The following is a 16,461-nucleotide window of genomic DNA, read 5'->3' as shown; positions in this document are numbered from 1 at the left end:
GCGGGTAGACTTTCCCGGTGCGCTTCGATCCCGACAGCCTGATTCTGCTCAACGTCATTCTGGCGCTGATGATGTTCGGCGTGGCGCTGACCCTGCGCCCGGCCGACTTCACCCGCGTCATTCGACGACCCGTCGCACCGGCCGCCGGCCTGGTCGCGCAGTTCCTCCTGCTGCCGGCGGCGACCTGCCTGGTGACCTGGCTGCTCGAACTCGACCCGGAAATCGCCCTGGGCATGATCCTGATCGCCGCCTGCCCCGGCGGCAATTTTTCCAACATCATGACCTTCATGGCCCGCGGCTCAGTCGCCGTGTCGGTGTCGATGACGGCGGTGTCCAGCCTGGCCGCCATCCTGCTCACGCCGCTGAACTTCGCCTTCTATGGCTGGCTCAATCCCTACACCCGCGAGTACCTGACGAGCATCCAGATCGACCCGGGCAATATCCTGATGCTGGTCGTGCTGGTCCTCGGCATCCCGCTGGTGCTGGGCATGCTCACCGGCCGGCACTGGCCAAAGCTGGCCGAGAAGAGCGAGAAGCCCCTGCGGGCGTTTTCGTTGCTGGTGTTGCTGGGCTTTGCCGGCATCGCTTTTGCCATGAATTTCAATACCTTCCTGGAGAAATTTCAGACCTTCGTCTGGCTGGTAATCGGCCACAATCTGCTCGCCTTCAGCCTGGGCTTCGGCATGGCCAGTCTTGTCAAACTTCCCGACGCCGACCGTCGCGCGGTCACCATGGAAGTCGGCATCCAGAATTCCGGGCTGGGTTTGGTGATTCTGTTCACCTTCTTCCCCGAAGCCGGCGGCATGTTGCTGGTCGCCGGCTTCTGGGGCGTGTGGCACCTGGTCGCGGGCATCACCCTGTCGCAATGGTGGGCTCGCAGGCCCCCGGCCGAACCGCGGCAAGCCGCCGCGGAGGCGCCATGAACAAGCGCATTCTGATCACCGGCGCGGCCGGCTACATCGGCCACCAGCTCGGCAATCGCCTGGCCCACGATTTCGAGGTCTTCGGCACCGATATCCGGAATCGAGATAACTTGAGCTTTCCACTACAAGTACTTGATATACGATCACTAAACTTGACCGAGGTGATGCGCAGCCACGCCATCACCCACGTCGTTCACCTGGCCTCCGTGCTGCAGGCTTCGAGAGATCGCCAGCGCGATTTCGACATCGATGTCGGCGGCACACGCAACGTCGTCCAGGCCTGCATCGAGACGGGCGTAAAGCACCTGACCGTCACCAGCTCCGGCGCGGCCTACGGCTATCACGCCGACAATCCCGAATGGATCGACGAGGACGATCCCTTGCGGGGCAACGAGACTTTCGCCTACGCAGACCACAAGCGTCGCATCGAGGAAATGCTGGCGCGCTACCGCAAGCTCCACCCGGAACTGAAACAACTTGTCCTGCGTCCCGGAACCGTGCTGGGCGCCGACACCCGCAACCAGATCACCGCCCTGTTCACCGCCCGCCGCATCCTGGTGCTGAATGGCCAGGACTCGCCCTTCGTGTTCATCTGGGACGAGGACGTGCTAAACATTCTTGAAAAAGGCATCCGTGAGGACGCCGGGGGCGTCTACAACCTGGCCGGCGACGGCGCGCTGGACATGCGCGAGATCGCCCGCCGCCTGGGCAAGCCCACGCTCACCCTGCCCGTCGGCCTGGTCAAGACGGGACTGCGCATCGCCAAATTGCTGGGCAAGCCCACCGGCCCCGAGCAGATCGACTTCCTGCGCTACCGCCCCGTGCTCTCCAACCGTCGCCTGAAGGAAGACTTCGGCTACACCCCGAAAATGACCTCGGCCGAGACCTTCGATTACTTCGCCGAACACGCCGTGGGCAAGAAGGCGGAATGAAGGTCGTGCTGATCACCGGCGCGGCCGCGGGCCTGGGCCGTGCCCTGGCGAAGCGCTACTTCGATGCCGGACACCGCCTGGTGCTGGCCGATCTCGACGAACAAAAACTTAAAGATCTCGAACGGGAGCTGGACGCCCCGGATCGCGTGCTCACTCAATCGATGGACGTCACCGATACCGACGCCATCGCCGAACTGGTCGATGCCACTCGCGACGCATTCGGGCAGCTCGACATACTCATCAACAATGCCGGCATCACCCACCGCTCGCCGGCGCACCGAACCGACACGGCGGTTTTCAAAAAGGTCATGGCGGTCGACTGGCAGGCCCCGATCGAGCTCACCCTATCCTGCCTGGATCTGCTGCGCGAATCGAAAGGCCAGATCGTCAACATCGGCTCGATGGCCGGCTGGATGCCCCTGCCCGGCCGCGCAGCCTACGGCGCGGCCAAGTCCGCGCTGACGCAGTTCTTCGAAGTGCTGCGCATGGAACTTGAAGACGACGCCGTCGACGTGCTGATGGTCTACCCCAGCTTTCTCAAGACCGACATCGAAGCGAATGCGCTGGGCCACGACGGCCAGGCGGCCGGACACGCCCAGAGCCGCGTCGGCAAGCAGCGCGACGCCGACTGGATGGCTGAGCGTATCGTCAAGGCCGCCGAGAAGCGAAAGCGCTGGCTCTTCCCCGACCGCCTGTCGAAAATCGGCAGCCTGCTGTGGCGAATCAGCCCGAGCCTGTACCTGAAACTGATCCGGCGGAAGTTCGAAGGAGACCTGCGCTGATGCTGCCCTGGATCTGGCTGGGTGTCTGCATTCTGCTCTCCTCGACCATCGAAGCCATTACCGGCTTCGGCTCCATCGTCATCGCCCTGGCCCTGGGTGCTCTTCTGCTGCCGATCTCGGCCATGCTGCCGGTCCTGGTGCCGCTCAACATCTTCATGACCAGCACCATTGCGTGGAAGAACCGCCACCACATCGACAGGACGTTACTGCTGAAACTCGTCCTGCCCCTGATGGCCGCCGGCACTGCGGCCGGCTACCTGCTGCGCCCCTGGCTGGGTGAGAACCTCCTCAAGATGCTGCTCGGCGGCCTGATCGTCTGGTTCGCCCTGCGGGAACTCTGGCGCCTGTGGCGCCATGTCGCCACCCATCAACACCCAAAGTGGCTCAGCCGCATCCTCACCATTGCCGCCGGCATCACCCACGGCCTGTTCGCCTCCGGCGGCCCGCTGCTGGTCTACGCCCTGGCCGGCACCAAACTGGACAAGGGCAGCCTGCGGGCCTCACTGGTGACGGTGTGGTTCAGTCTCAACGCCGGACTGACGATGGTGTTCCTGTTCGACGGCACGTTGATTCCCGCGTTGCCCCGAGTGGCAATCTACCTGCCCGTCCTCGGCATCGGCTACCTGCTGGGGGACTTCCTGCACCACCGACTGGATGAGCGACGGTTTCGGCAGTTGGTGTACGTGCTGTTGGTAGCCACCGGAATCGCGCTGATCGCGCAATAGGCAGTTAAGCAGTCCATGCGTTCGTCAATTCGTACCTTTTTCCGAGGCTCGTCCAGCAAGTTCCGATCGGTCATGGCGCCATCGCCTTTCAAGTGATGACTTCGGCAACCGGCCGTCTCAGGGATCTTGGCATTTCCGGCCCACGGCCGATACGCACGACCAGGTCGGGGCGGCGATCGCCGATGCCCAGAAACTGCGCGAACTCCGGCCGCAGGGCTGAAACTTCGACCGGCTGGTTGATGAAGGCGGTACGCAGGCCCAGCACCGTGGCCTGCAGCGCCAGTCGCTGGTAGCAGCGGCCGGCCTCGATCCAGTGCGGCTTGTCGTTCGACTCGGAGTGAATCACGGCAACGGCCGAGGACGACAGGATCTGCCGCCGGTCCTTGCGATTCTGATTGCCGGCGGAAAAGCCAACGCGCATCGCCAGCCGACCGAACCACCGGGGCACGTCGGGACTGCCCATGGCCGGGCCGTAAAGACCATCTCCGGCGCGCGCGGCCGCTCGGCCATTGAAGCGGATCCAGTGTTTGAGTTCACGCGCCCAGGCCGAATCGCAGAACTGCGCCACGTTGCCCCGGGTCACGTATTCGGCAATCCGTGCCTTGCGGTCGTCATCGGTGACCATCAAAACGGATACACCCTCGCCGCTGCCGGCTGCCTCGAGCTGCTGCCGTTCTTCCGCCGTCAGCGGTGTTCCGTCATACTCCGTCCGACAGCACTCACGTTGGGGAATCGCCTCGAACAGGGCCGAGCGCGAAGGCGTCGTTTGTTCGAATTCGATGCGCACCCCCGATGTCGAAGGATCGTAGCTGCAACGCCCGGCAAGTCCAGCGGCACGCGCCGCCAGAAGGAGATTCTCGGCGGCGCAGCCGAGACTGGCATAGAGGTGATGGTCGTCCGGGTCAACGGCCGGACAGCGGCGAGTCAGGTCCGGCAGAATCTCTATTGCGTTTTCATGAAGCCTGAACAGCCACGGCTGGGTATTGTGGCTGGATGCAGCGAGCGTCGCGTACCTGACGAGCTCGACGTCATCCCGTTTCGACGGATCGATCGCGTGGTGGCACCAGATTTCATCGACTCTCTTGGCGTAGTCCATGTCATTCTCCAATCGCGCCCGCACCGTATCCAAGTATGCGCCACAGAAACGACGAACCATTGACCGGAATCAACGCAGAAGGAGTATTCAGCCGGCAAGCCCGGCCGGCGTCCATTGATGCCTAAACTGAACAGGAATGCTCAACATCCACCCTCAACAATCGTCCGGGAGCGATTACCCCGCGAAACCCATCCAAGTACAATCCATGCAACCCACCTTGCGCGAGGGCCTTGCCGTGAAAACCGAATGTGCCCTGCTCCACCTGGCCGCCGCCTGCCTGTTGATCGCGGGTTGCTCCGGCGAAGATCCCGCACGATCGCTCGCGCACGCCACCATGCTGGACGAACCCCGTCCGCTGGCGGCGTTTCGGTTGTTCGATCAGCGCGGCCGCGAATTCACGCAAGCGCAGTTCGCCGAAAGCTGGAGCGTCCTGTTTGCGGGCTTTACGCACTGCCCGGACATCTGCCCCGCCACCATGGCGATGCTGGCATCGGCGCAGAAGCGCGCCGGCATTTCAACTGATCAGCTGAGAACCGTCTTCGTCAGTGTCGACCCTGAACGCGACACACCCGACCAACTGACTGAATACCTGGCCCATTTCAATTCCGAGTGGACGGCGCTGACAGGGGAGAAAGAAGAACTCGATCGCCTGATGACGAGTCTTCAAATGGCTTACGTTCGCGTGCCAATGGGAAACGGCGAATACACCATGGATCATTCCACCGCGCTGGTGCTGATTGATCCGGAAGGCCGGATGCGGGGTTACTTTACTGCACCTCTGGATGTCGACGCGTTGAGCGAAGACCTGGGCCGATTGACGCGGGTCGAGCGGTAGAGCCCGCCCGACCCGCTGAGTCGATTCAGAATCGCGAACTGGCCAGCGTCACGTCGGCCTGGGCCCAGGCTTTCTCGAAACGCGCTGTCACTTCCTCGGCTTCGGTTTCCTTGCCCTGGGCGCGCAAGGCCTCGGCCAGCCCGTAAAGCGACCAGCCATTTTCGGGATTGCGGCGCAGTTCAGCCCGGTAGGCTGCCTCGGCTTCTTCCGGGCGACCGGCCTCCAGCAGCACCGCTCCCAGCGTATGGCGAACCGGTGCGTGCCAGCCCGGCGGTTCGTCGTACGGCAGGTCATCCTCGATATCGCGGGCTGCCTCGAGTGCGGCCAGGGCCGATTCCAGGTCACCGCCGGCGTGGGCGAGCTCGGCGGCCAGCACACGCTCAGCCACGCGAACACCGCGCACCAGCGAATAACGCTCCCACATGAAGAGCTTTTCGATCTCCGGGTCAGTGCTGGCCTGAACCAACACCTCATGATGTGTCCGCGCGTCGTCAATACGGTCATTTCGCACCGCCGCCATGCCTTGCGCGTAGTGCCACATGGCCTGCATGTACGGCAGGTCGTCGGCCGGCTTCGGTTCGTCAACAATATCGTCCCACAGACCGAATCGCACTTTGGCGAACAAGGGCGTGAGCGCGAAGTTCTGCATGCCGTCGAAACCCGGGGCGCGCATCATATCGGGGTCACTGGTGCGTGCATGGGTCTCGGCGGCGGCGGCCAGGGCGATCTCGCGCGCCCCTTCCATGCTGGCCGCAAACCACAGGAAGTGGTGGTTGTGCGGCACGTAGCCCAGTGGATAGACGCCGGGGCCGGGCCGGCAGGCGGCCAGGTAGGCGTTGTCGGCGTCAATGGCAAGCTGGTTGGCGAGAACCGCGTCGTGGTAGCGCCCGACGCGCGCATAGATGTGCGCCGGCATGTGCACCAGGTGACCGGAACCCGGGATCAGGTCCCGCAGTCGATCGGCGGCGGCCACGCCGCGCTCGGGCTGTTCGGACGCTTCCACCGCGTGGATATACAAGTGCAGCGCGCCGGCGTGTTCCGAATCGCGTTCGATGATGCCCTCGAGCACCGAAACGATCTCGTCGATGCGCCCGACCGGTTCGCCGTCCATGGTCCAGTAGTCCCAGGGCTGCAGGTTCATCAAGGATTCGGCATAGAGCGTGGCGGCATCCAGGTCGTCGGGGCGCGCGGCCACCAGCTCAGCCATGGCGTCGGCGTAAGCCTGGTCGAGTCCGCTGCGGTCTTCCGGCGGGTTCTCGGCATAGCGTGCCGACAAGGCTTCAATATAGGCCTGTTGCCATTCCGGCGCATCGGTTGCAGTGGCTTGCGCTGCCTGCAGTCGCTCCCAGGCGGCCGCGTTATTGGCCGGGTTCATGCCGGCGTTGACGTGCGGCCCGAGCACCAGCGCGGCGCCCCACCAGCACATGGCGCACTGCGGGTCCAGTTCCGCGGCCTGCAGGAACGACCGCTCGGCAGCCTGGTGGTTGAAGCCGTAGGTCAGAGACAGTCCCTGGTCGAACCAGCGCTGGACCTCAGGATCGGAAGCGCCGATCGGCAGGCTGTAATCACCCAGGCCGTCAAGCATCGTGGCGCCGACCGGCGCCAGCTCGGGTAGATAGGAAGTTGATTCTTCAGTCTCAACGGCCGGCGGATCGCCGGAAGGTGAACAGCCCGCAAGCAGCAAGAACGGAATCAGAGCGAGGGTAAAACGCAAATAGTCATTCATGGCAGCAAGCCTCCGTTTCCCCCTCAAGCCTTATGTCTATACGCCCTTCGACACGAACTGTCAATCGCTCGTAATGGCGACAACTTGGCCGGAATCGGAGAAACCCACCAGGCGCTCGTCGGCAATAACCGTTGAAAGCCGGATGCTCCTTCAATAGTCGTTGGGGGCTGCGTCAACTACCCTCTTTCCGTCACTTCCGATTCCGCCGAGTATCGCCCGTGCTGGCGCAGAATGCGAACCAGGCCGACGGTCATTAGCGGCAAGGCGAACAGTGCGATGAACAGGTAGCCCATGAAGGAGTAGCCCCTGGCGACCAGGGCGATGATACCGACCTGGGAAAGTACAGCGGCGGCGATAAGCACACCGGCGCCCAGCATGCCTCTCAACGGCCTCGACATTTCGTCTTCCGCTCGGCCGAGGTTGCGGTCGACGCGGTCGAGCAACGCGTGAATCAAGCCGACGCTGGTTTCCAGCAGCGTCCAGCCCATGACCAGGGCGAAAACGACAAGCAGCCAGGGTCCGCCGGCCTGCTCGAGCATCACCAGCCACGGAACCGGCGCATCGAATACCTCGGGACTTCGGTAATAGGCGAGCAGACAAAGCCAGGTCAATGCGAACGGCAATGTCATCATCGCACCGGCAATCAGGCCGGCCGTGACGGTATGCCGGCGCGTTTGCTGTCGATGCAGGGTAAACAGCACGGCGGGAAACACCGCGAGGTTGTAGCCGACGTAGATCACGCCGGCGAGCAGGGCGGCACCCAGGGTTGCGTCGGAGAAACGCGCCATGCCGTCGGCGCTGAATGCGCTTCCCAGCTCTGATCCGTGCCGCGTCAACACAACGATGGCGAAAAGCAGGTAGGCGACGTAAAGCAAACCCGAACCGACGCTCTTGAAGGCTTCGATCAAGGTCGAACCGTAGAAGCAGAGTATGCCGACGGCCAGGATGATCACACTCGTTCCGAGGATGGGCGGCACACCCAGCACCTGATCCATGATGCTCGACGCCGCGGATGCCATCACCGCGATGATCAGGATGGCCATGGCGCCGAACAACAGGTCGAAGGCTGGCCAGGCCCAGCCGATCAGTCCGCGCATGAACGCCTTGTATTCGTAGGCGCGCGCCAGTCGGGCGAACTCGAAGGTCAACACGGCCATAAGGCTGAAACCGAGAAACACCACGGCCACGGCACCAATGCCGTGCAGCCCGAAGCGCGCGCCGTATTCGACCACCTCCCGGCCGCTGGCATAACCGCCGCCGATCAGCACCGACTGCAGCACGATGCCGGGCAGCAGCAGGCGCCCGAAAGCGCCGCCCGTCAGTTGCCGGAAGAACTCGCTCACTCGTCGTCGCCGGTATAGCCGGGCCCGCGCACGACGCGTCCGGGCGTCTCGCCGGTATGTTCACCTTCATCGAGCACCTGCACGCCGTTGACGAAAACATGGTCGACACCGGTCGCCAGCTGCTGCGGCTCAGCGTATGTGGCGTGGTCGGTAATGGTGTCGGGGTCGAACACGACGATGTCGGCGTAGCAGCCCGGATCCAGGCATCCGCGGTCAGTGAGCTGCCAGGTCTCGGCCGGCATGCGGGTCATGCGACGAATGGCCTCGGTCAGCGGGACCAGTTGCTTTTCGCGCACGTAGCGGCCCAGGAAACGCGCGAAGTTGCCGTAGGCGCGAGGGTGGGTGGCGGTTTCCAGGAACACGCCTTCGGGCGCGGCGGAATGCGCGTCGGAACCCAGTGCCACCCAGGGCTGGCTGAGCCCCAGTTCGACGTTCTCCTCGCTCATCAGGAAGTAGATGGTGTCCACGCGCGCGCCTTCTTCGAGGATCAGGTCGATGGCCGTCTGTTCGGGCGAACGGCCGCGCACCTCGGCGATTTCCGCCAGGGTCTTGCCTTTAAACGGCTCGAGCGATTCATTTTCGAAGCCCAGCAGCAGCAAGCGATCGGCGCCGCCAGCGAGCTGCAGCAGGTTTTCCCAGCCTTCAGCCGGGGCCTTCATTTCGGCGACGATGCGCTCGCGGGTTTCGGGGTCGCGCAGCCTTTCGGTCAGGGCATCGAAGCCGCCATCCGAAGCCCAGGGCGGCAACACGGCGGTCAGGCCGGTTCCACCCGCGGTGTAGGTGTACATGTTGGCGCCGACGTCGACGCCTTCTTTCTGCGCCTGCTCGATACGATCGATGGCCTCGGCCATCTTTGGCCAGTTCTTCTGGCCGGCGGCTTTGAGGTGATACACCTCGGTGCGCTCTCCGGTGGCACGGCCGATGGCGATGGCCTCGTCGAGCGCCTCGTGGATCTTGTTGGCCTCGCTTCGCATGTGCGTGATGTAACCGCCGCCAAATTCGGCGGCCGCTTGCGCCAGGGCGATCAATTCGTCGGTTTCGGCGTAGAAAGCCGGCGGATAAATCAGCGAAGAGCCGACACCCAACGCGCCCTCGCGCATGGCTTCGCGCACCAGTTCCTGCATGGCCTCGAGCTGCTCGTCTCCGGGCTGGACGTCTTCCTGTCCGAGCTCGTGAATGCGGATGGTGGTGGCACCGACGAAGGACGCGACGTTGGGCGTGACGCCACGCGCCACGAGCCATTCGAGATACTCGCCCAGCGTGGTCCACTCGATCGGATAGCGGATGCGCGTCTGGCGCTCGAGCGCGGCCTCCTTCATGGCGTCGTTCATCGGACCCATGGTCCAGCCTTCGCCGAAGATCTCCAGGGTCACGCCCTGGTGGGTGTCACTCAGGCCGCGGCCGTCTTCGATCAGGGACTCGTTGGCCCAGCTCAACACGTTGATGAAGCCGGGCGCGACGGCCTGTCCGCCGGCATCCACAACACGCTTCGCCGAGACGTTCTCATCCCGCGGCAAGATTGCCGCAATGCGGTCACCAGTGACCGCGACATCCATTTCCCTGGGGGGATCACCGCTGCCGTCATAGACCAGACCGTTGGTAATGACGAGATCGTATTCGGGTGGGGGCGGCTCGGCCGCGCAGGCGGCCAGCAGGATCGAAAGCAAGATGACGGTGAGTATTCTCACGGAAGGACTCCAGGTTGCAGGGGTAGATCGATATTCATGTCAGGACAGGACGTTCGTGAGGCCGACGCCAACGAAGTTCGCCACGGCGTAACCGAACACGCCCAGCAGCACCGCCGGCGCCACGAGGTCCGGGCGGCCTTTGCCGGCCGCCATCGCCGCCGCGCTTGCGGGGCCAGCGGCGCAGGCGTTTGAAGCGATCACGGTGTCCATCAGGTCGGTTCGGAATACCCGCCCGAGTCCGAAGATCATCGCGGCGTGACTCAGGACGATGATCGCGGCGAAGGCGGCAATCTCCAGCGCGGAGCTGATCATGGCCGCCACGTCGGCGCTGATACCGATGGCGGCGAAAAACAGGTACATCAAAAACAGGCCGACTTCGTAATCACCCTTCAATCGGCCGAGCTGCCCCGGAAACAGGTTTGCCACCAGCACGGTGAGCGCGGTGATGAACAGGATGGCGTAGCCGCCAACTCCGAACCAGCTCGCCATCGCCTGGCCAGCGGCGCAGATCGTGAACGACAGCGCCACGGCGATGCCCAGGTGAAGGGGATCGAGCGGCGTGACGGCGGGTTCCGCATCCGCATCGCCACCCGGCGCTCGCCCGGATTCCTTTTCTGTCGCCCCTACCCCGTCATCAGGCACCCGGAACCAGCGCCTGAACAATGCCAGTGAGGGCGCCAACGCCAGGAAGGCCAGGTAGAACACGCCCACGACGTTGTCCGCCGCCACGCTGGCCGTGACCATGGAAGGGTCGAGTTCAACCGCCTGGGCGACGGCGGCCATGTTCATGGAGCCGCCGATATAGGTGGCGCTGAATACGCCGGCCAGTTGCGGCGCGTGCTCGCCCAGCGGCAGCAACCACAGGCCCAGCAGCGCGCCCAGCGTGGTTCCGACCGCGCCCAGGACGAACGGCACGAGCATGCCGCGGGTCTCGGCCAGCACCCGGCGCAGGTCGGCCTTGAGCAGCAATAGCGGAATAGCCAGCGGAACCAGGTAAACCCAGACCACGTTGTAGACCGGCGCCTGCTTGGGCAGCACGCCCAAGTTGGACAGGATCATGCCGGTTGCCAGCACGATGGCCAGGCCGGAGACGTTGCGTCCGATGCGGGTGCGATCACCCCAGAAACCCAGTGCCGCAAGGGCCGCCAGAACGGCCCACAGCGCGAAGGTCCAGTCAGACTGGATCACTGGTCTTCGGTCTGTTCTTGTACGCGGCGAAGATCGAGGTCGTGGAAATCGAAGGAGAAATCCGTGGTGGGCGACACGGCTTCCATGCGGGCCCTTTCCACCTCACCCTGCGGACTGAGAATGAAGGACATGTAGGCGTCGGCATTCAGGCGGCGATCGCTCCAGCGCACGATGAAGGTGTCGTACTGGAAGTGCTCCAGCGGCCCGGTCAGTGGTTCGCTGCGCGGCGAGCGGAACCACAACCGCCCGTCGTCTTCCAGCGTCAGCGTAATCTCGCCGTACCAGGGGTCCTGATAAGTGCCGGCATAGGCCGCCAGCGGCAGGCTGGGGGTGCTGTCGGCATCGCGCTCGGCCATGGCCTTGGCGACGACGTCGGCGCCCGCGTCCCGGCGCTCCCGCATCAGTTCGTCGACGATATCGACCCAGTCCGGGCCGGGATTCGCATCGCCATCGTCGTGGCCGTCGCCGACATTCAAGTAGAGCTCGGCGATGTCATACGCGATCGGGCGCGGCGCTGCCGACATCAGGTTGTTGGAAACGAACACACCCAGGTTCTCGCGCGGCAGCAGCATCAGATGGGTGGTCATACCGATCAGGCCGCCCCCATGGGAGTGGAGCGGCTGGCCGTGAAAGGTGGACACGCTCCAGCCCAGGGCGTAGGCGGACAGCTCGGAGCCGGCGTGTTCGGCCAGGTAGCCCGGCGTTCGGGTTATCGTTACCGGTGAGAGCAATTCGGCAAACTGTTCCTCGCTGATCAGGCGTTCGCCGTCAGCGTTCACGCCTTCGTCCAGGATAAAGTTCATCCACCGCGCCATGCCGGGGGCGCTGCAGATGATGCCGCCGGCCGGCGCTGCGGTGTCACCGAGGAGGCCGGTTGGCGTGGTTTCCAGCTCTCCGTCGACGAGCACGTGTGGGGTGGCTTTCGCCGCGGATTCGGGTGCGCGGCCGAAGCTGGCGGCACAGTCGTCCATGCCCAGCGGGGACAGCAGCCGCTCCTCGATGAACGCCTCGAAGCTCTGGCCGGAGGCCTGCTCCACCACCATGCCGGCGATGATGTACATCGAGTTGTCGTAATCGTACTGGGCACGGAAGCTACTGCTGGGCTCGAAGTGGCGCATGGCACGCAGAATTTCCTCGCGCGTCGTGTTGCCCTCGGGGAACATCAGCAGGTCGCCCGCGCCCAACGGCAAACCGCTGCGGTGGGTGAGCAGGTCGCGGATGCGGAATTCGCGCGTCACGTACGGGTCGTGCATGCGGAATTCGGGCAGGTGATCGATTACCCGGTCGTCGAAGGTCAGCTTGCCGTCGTCGGCCAGCAGCGCCAAGGCGGCCGCAGTGAAGGCCTTGGACACGGAGCCGATCTGGAACAGGGTATCGGCGTCCGCCGAAGTCTCGTCGCCTCGCTCGAGAATCCCGTGACCTTTCGCATAGACCAGCTCTCCATCGTGCACCACCGAAACGGTGACCGCGGGCGAACCGAAGGTGTCCATGGCCCGCTCGACGATCGTGTCAATCTCCGACGCGTCAGGTTGAGCGAGCGACGGACCGACGGTCGCCAGTGCGACCGCGGCCAGGATTGGAGTGAGGCATGACGGCCAACTCGGTCTCATCGAACGTGCGGGCATGGCGGGCAACCTAGAAGTGCCAGCGCACCGTGGCACCGACCGTTCGCGGTTGCGTCGGCGCACCGGTTGGCACCACCGCGAAACTCGACGAGAAGGCCGTCCAGGCCCACTCGTCGAACACGTTGTTGACGTAGAGCGAAATATCGAAGTTCTGCAACGCCACGCCTGCGCGCAGGTCCACGAGGTGGTAGTCGTCGACCTCCACCCGCGGCGATGAAGGCGGAAACTCGGTGCCCGAGGCGTCGGTATAGCCTTCGAAGCCCACCGGCATCTCGCCCTTGTACCGGTACGAGGCGCCCACGAACGCCGGACGCTCGCCGAGGCGGAAGCTGTAGCGGGCATCCAGCACCGCCTGCCACTCCGGCGTACTCGGCAGCTGATCGCCGTCGGCACCGCCCAGGTCGGGTTCGTCCGCCGCCAGTTCGGCATTGACGTACGACAGCGAGCCGGTCAGCGTCAGTGCGTCGGTCACGGCCATGCCCAGCGAGGCTTCGACACCGCGGCTGACTGCCTTTTCGGCATTGCCGACCACTTGCGTGCCGTTGCGGACGATGCCGATCTGGTAGTCCTGCCAGTCGATGTAGTAGCCGGCCAGGTCGTAAGTGAAGCGACCATCAGCCGAACCACCCTTCACGCCGGCCTCGTAGCTAATCAGTTCATCGGGCTCGAAGAACGGGCTGGACAGCGGCGTGCCGGTCTCAGGATCGAGCAGCAGGAAGTTGGCCCCGCCCGGCCGGAAACCGGACGCCACGCGCGTGTAGAACGAGGTGTTCTCCGCGGCGCGATAGCGTAGGTTTAAGAGAAAATTGGTGACGTCGTCTTCGATTTCCGACAGCGGCAGCGGTGCAAGCAGCGGTCCGACCGTGTTCAGCTCAACGTCGTTGGAATAGTCGGTGTAGCGCAGGCCCAGGCTGGCGTCAAGATTCGGCGTGAAATACCAGGTGCCGGTGGCAAAAGCCGAGATTTCCTCGTAGTTGGAGGGGAAGTTGGCGAAGTACAGCGGCACGTCCGGCGTGATCACCAGGTCCTGGATATTGAAGCCCTCTTCCTCGGTGTAGAACGTACCGACGATCCACTCGAAGCTTTCGTTGGATTCCGAGGTCAGGCGGACTTCCTGCGTCCACTTGTCGAAGCCGAGATCACCCACCAACACCGCCGACGAGTGAGGCGCCGTGTCCGGGAAGAACTGGTCGGCGAAACCGGCGAAGGGCTCGGTCACGTCCTGATCCTGCTTGAAGAACATCTCCTGGTAGCTGGTCACAGAAGTCAGGTCGCCGAAGCCGAGGTCGTAGTTGATGGTCAGGCCGCCGAGAGAGGCTTCGTATTCGCTGGGATTGAGGTCCGCCTGGCCCGTATCGTATTCGCCAAAGATCGGTTCGGCCGCGCCGAATCCCGGAATCGGCAGATCCCGGGCGTAGTTGGCCTGAACCAGCGAGGTGCCGTCCTGGGTGGCGTTCTGGTGAAGCCCCTGCAGCTTGACCTGGAGCCGGTCGGTGGCCTCCCAGACAAGACTGCCGGAGCCGCCGTAATATTCGTAGTCGTCCCAGTCGTCTTCCCCGATGGCCGCGTTGTCGACATAGCCATTGGTCTCCTCCCTGAAAACCGTCAGGCTTCCGCCGAGCGTGTCCCGGACCAGCGGCCCGTTGAGGTTGGCGCGGTAGAGCTGATTGAAGCCGCCACGTTCGGTATTGGACAAGTTGGCCGAAACACTGCCCGTGCCCAAATCGAGCGAGGGTGCGCGGGTGTTGAACTTGAGAATGCCGCCCATGGCGCTTGCGCCGTAGAGCGTGCCTTGAGGCCCCTTCATCACGTCGAGGGTTCCCAGGTCCAGCAGGGTGCCGTCGAGCGGCGTGGGCTGGGTGTAGACCGTGGACGAGCCGAAGGGAATATCGTCGACATAGCTGGAAACGCCCGCCGACAGCTGGGCATTAATGCCACGCATGTAGACGTTGTTCAGGTAGGGACGGCCGCTGTTGGTGGTCGACACGCCGGGCACGAAGGTCAGGATATCGGTCAGGCCCGAGAAACCGGCATCGATACGCTCGTCGGCGTCGATACTGGTCACCGCCATGGCTACGTCCTGTAGCGGCTCCTCGCGCCGTGATGCGGTGACGATGAGATCATCCATCTCCGCAACATCTTCCCTGGCGTTGTCTCTTTCGTTTTGTTCCGCCTCTTCAACCTGTTCGTCGTTCGCCTGCGCGAGAACACTGGGCGCATGGCCCAGTGCGGCAGCGATGGCAAAGGCCAGAGTCGTGACGGTAAGCGTTGCTGTGGTCGGTCTGTTCATGATGTCTCCGGTCCCCGTGATCGCAATCGATCACATCGTGATTTGTCGATGCCGTGATCCGCCTGCTGCGTGTTTCCCATTGGTCCCTGACCGGCGGATTGCCTTCAATAGTAGTTCGTACAACCCTGACTAACTAGTCCGAAACGACTTATTGTTGTGCATATCCGGCGAGCCCTCAGTGCCGGTGAGCACGGCGCCAGGCCTTTGGGCTGCAGCCGATTAGCCGCCGGAATGCGCGCGAAAAGGCCGAGTGGTCCTGGTAGCCCACGATGTCGCCAATCTCCGAAATCGAATGGCTGTTTTCGTTGAGCAGCAGGCGGGCGGCTTCGATTCGGCGGGCGATCACGTACTGGCGGATGGTGACGCCGTGCAGGGACTTGAAGCCGCTCTTGAGCTGCGTCTCCGATATGCCCAGCTGCCGGGCCAATTGGGGCAGCGTGGGAGGATTGGCATATTCACGGTTGAGGATCGTAGTGGCGCGGTGAATGATGTCGCCGCGCGGAAAGGCCGGGTGCTCGGTACCACGGTCCAGATAGGCCTGATCGTTCTTCAGGATCTGCAGCCCGATACTAAGCAGCTCATGGAACTTGGCGAACATCCAGTGATTGAGCAATGGCCCGGAAACCGGCAGGTGGAAGAACGACCAGGTCAACTCGCGATGAACGTCCTCCAGGAACAGTACGTGCTGGCGCGGCTGGTCATGCCTGCCTTCGAGGATGTCGCGCAGCCAGCCGGGATAGTCTTCGCTCTTCTCGCCCATCCGCGCCATCAGGTTGGACAGGGTGGTGTAAACCACGACATGACGAATGGTCTCGTTCACCTTCGGCACGCGGTAGGTAAGTTCGCGCCCCGGTAGCGCGGACACGATGACGGCCGGCCCCAGGTTATGCACGTTCTTGTGCTCGCCAAGGAATTCCGATCGCTTGACCGAGGATACAAACTGGAAGCTGATCAGGTCGGCCACTTCGTTGTGGATCACTACCGGCGTGCGCAGGAACGAGTCGTTGATCTCGATCATGCGGTCCTCGTCCAGCTTGTAACAGTGCGAGCGCCCCAATGCAGTAGCGCCCTTGTACTTGATGAAATCGTTTTCCGGCGAGGAATGGAAGCGGGAGACACAGGGCGCGTTCTCGAACAGTTGGCTCAGCTCGGTGGCTGATGCCGCCTCCGGGTCGAACCCGGGCGCCATTCTCACGCAGTACTCGTCTCCGTAGATCATGGGGCGATTATAGAAGCTGCGGTCGAATCTGCATACTTTTCTGTCGCATTAGCCTATCTCGTGCCGCCAGGCCGCGGGTAACATCAGGC

13 protein-coding genes are annotated in these 16,461 nt (G+C 63.5%); 5 read left to right on the top strand and 8 right to left on the bottom strand.

Translation table 11 applies throughout. The features are described from left to right. Positions 1-17 precede the first annotated feature (17 nt). Genes ACDC66_RS11125 through ACDC66_RS11110 form a run of 4 tightly spaced genes read left to right on the top strand, consistent with a single transcriptional unit; the run spans position 18 to position 3,362 of the window. A complete protein-coding gene (locus ACDC66_RS11125) occupies positions 18-923 on the top strand; it encodes a bile acid:sodium symporter family protein (RefSeq protein WP_376696795.1) in 906 nt (301 codons plus the stop codon). Further along, positions 920-1,855, top strand: a complete 936-nt coding sequence (locus tag ACDC66_RS11120; protein WP_376696794.1) for an SDR family oxidoreductase — start codon at positions 920-922, stop codon at positions 1,853-1,855. The genes ACDC66_RS11125 and ACDC66_RS11120 overlap by 4 nt, the downstream gene beginning before the upstream one ends. Beyond that, positions 1,852-2,637: an SDR family oxidoreductase gene (locus tag ACDC66_RS11115; protein WP_376696793.1), complete on the top strand. Its 786-nt coding sequence runs from the start codon at positions 1,852-1,854 to the stop codon at positions 2,635-2,637. The genes ACDC66_RS11120 and ACDC66_RS11115 overlap by 4 nt, the downstream gene beginning before the upstream one ends. Then, complete coding sequence (locus tag ACDC66_RS11110; RefSeq protein WP_376696792.1) at positions 2,637-3,362, top strand: sulfite exporter TauE/SafE family protein; 726 nt, start codon at positions 2,637-2,639, stop codon at positions 3,360-3,362. The genes ACDC66_RS11115 and ACDC66_RS11110 overlap by 1 nt, the downstream gene beginning before the upstream one ends. Before the next feature lie 88 nt (positions 3,363-3,450). On the opposite strand, the gene ACDC66_RS11105 is transcribed toward ACDC66_RS11110, so the two are convergent. After that, the gene (locus tag ACDC66_RS11105) at positions 3,451-4,458 is read right to left on the bottom strand and encodes an Acg family FMN-binding oxidoreductase (RefSeq protein ID WP_376696791.1); all 1,008 of its coding nucleotides are present in this window, start codon (positions 4,456-4,458) and stop codon (positions 3,451-3,453) included. 205 nt (positions 4,459-4,663) lie between these two features. Between ACDC66_RS11105 and ACDC66_RS11100 the strand changes: the two genes are divergently transcribed. Next, complete coding sequence (locus tag ACDC66_RS11100; protein ID WP_376696790.1) at positions 4,664-5,293, top strand: SCO family protein; 630 nt, start codon at positions 4,664-4,666, stop codon at positions 5,291-5,293. A gap of 25 nt (positions 5,294-5,318) precedes the next feature. On the opposite strand, the gene ACDC66_RS11095 is transcribed toward ACDC66_RS11100, so the two are convergent. The 7 genes from ACDC66_RS11095 to ACDC66_RS11065 all read right to left on the bottom strand — a co-directional run bounded on the left by ACDC66_RS11095 (position 5,319) and on the right by ACDC66_RS11065 (position 16,372). After that, positions 5,319-7,019, bottom strand: coding sequence for a tetratricopeptide repeat protein (locus tag ACDC66_RS11095; RefSeq protein ID WP_376696789.1), 1,701 nt, complete (start codon positions 7,017-7,019; stop codon positions 5,319-5,321). A 176-nt stretch (positions 7,020-7,195) separates the two neighbouring features. Beyond that, positions 7,196-8,362, bottom strand: coding sequence for a YkvI family membrane protein (locus ACDC66_RS11090; RefSeq protein WP_376696788.1), 1,167 nt, complete (start codon positions 8,360-8,362; stop codon positions 7,196-7,198). Then, the gene (locus tag ACDC66_RS11085) at positions 8,359-10,050 is read right to left on the bottom strand and encodes an N-acyl-D-amino-acid deacylase family protein (RefSeq protein WP_376696787.1); all 1,692 of its coding nucleotides are present in this window, start codon (positions 10,048-10,050) and stop codon (positions 8,359-8,361) included. Before ACDC66_RS11085 ends, ACDC66_RS11090 begins: the two co-directional genes overlap by 4 nt. A gap of 39 nt (positions 10,051-10,089) precedes the next feature. After that, positions 10,090-11,238: a DUF819 family protein gene (locus ACDC66_RS11080; protein WP_376696786.1), complete on the bottom strand. Its 1,149-nt coding sequence runs from the start codon at positions 11,236-11,238 to the stop codon at positions 10,090-10,092. Further along, positions 11,235-12,848, bottom strand: a complete 1,614-nt coding sequence (locus ACDC66_RS11075; RefSeq protein WP_376696785.1) for a serine hydrolase — start codon at positions 12,846-12,848, stop codon at positions 11,235-11,237. The genes ACDC66_RS11080 and ACDC66_RS11075 overlap by 4 nt, the downstream gene beginning before the upstream one ends. Positions 12,849-12,873: 25 nt before the next feature. Then, entirely contained in the window at positions 12,874-15,153 is a 2,280-nt protein-coding gene (locus ACDC66_RS11070) for a TonB-dependent receptor (RefSeq protein WP_376696784.1), read from the bottom strand. Between the two features lie 175 nt (positions 15,154-15,328). Beyond that, positions 15,329-16,372 carry a helix-turn-helix transcriptional regulator gene (locus tag ACDC66_RS11065; protein ID WP_376696783.1) on the bottom strand — a complete coding sequence of 348 codons (1,044 nt, stop codon included), beginning with the start codon at positions 16,370-16,372 and terminating at the stop codon, positions 15,329-15,331. Between the last annotated feature and the right edge of the window lie 89 nt (positions 16,373-16,461).

It is taken from the genome of Wenzhouxiangella psychrophila, from assembly GCF_042310375.1.
GTDB lineage: Bacteria > Pseudomonadota > Gammaproteobacteria > Xanthomonadales > Wenzhouxiangellaceae > Wenzhouxiangella.
Note: the sequence above shows the minus strand (reverse complement) of the source record. Positions and strands in the feature narration are given on the sequence as shown.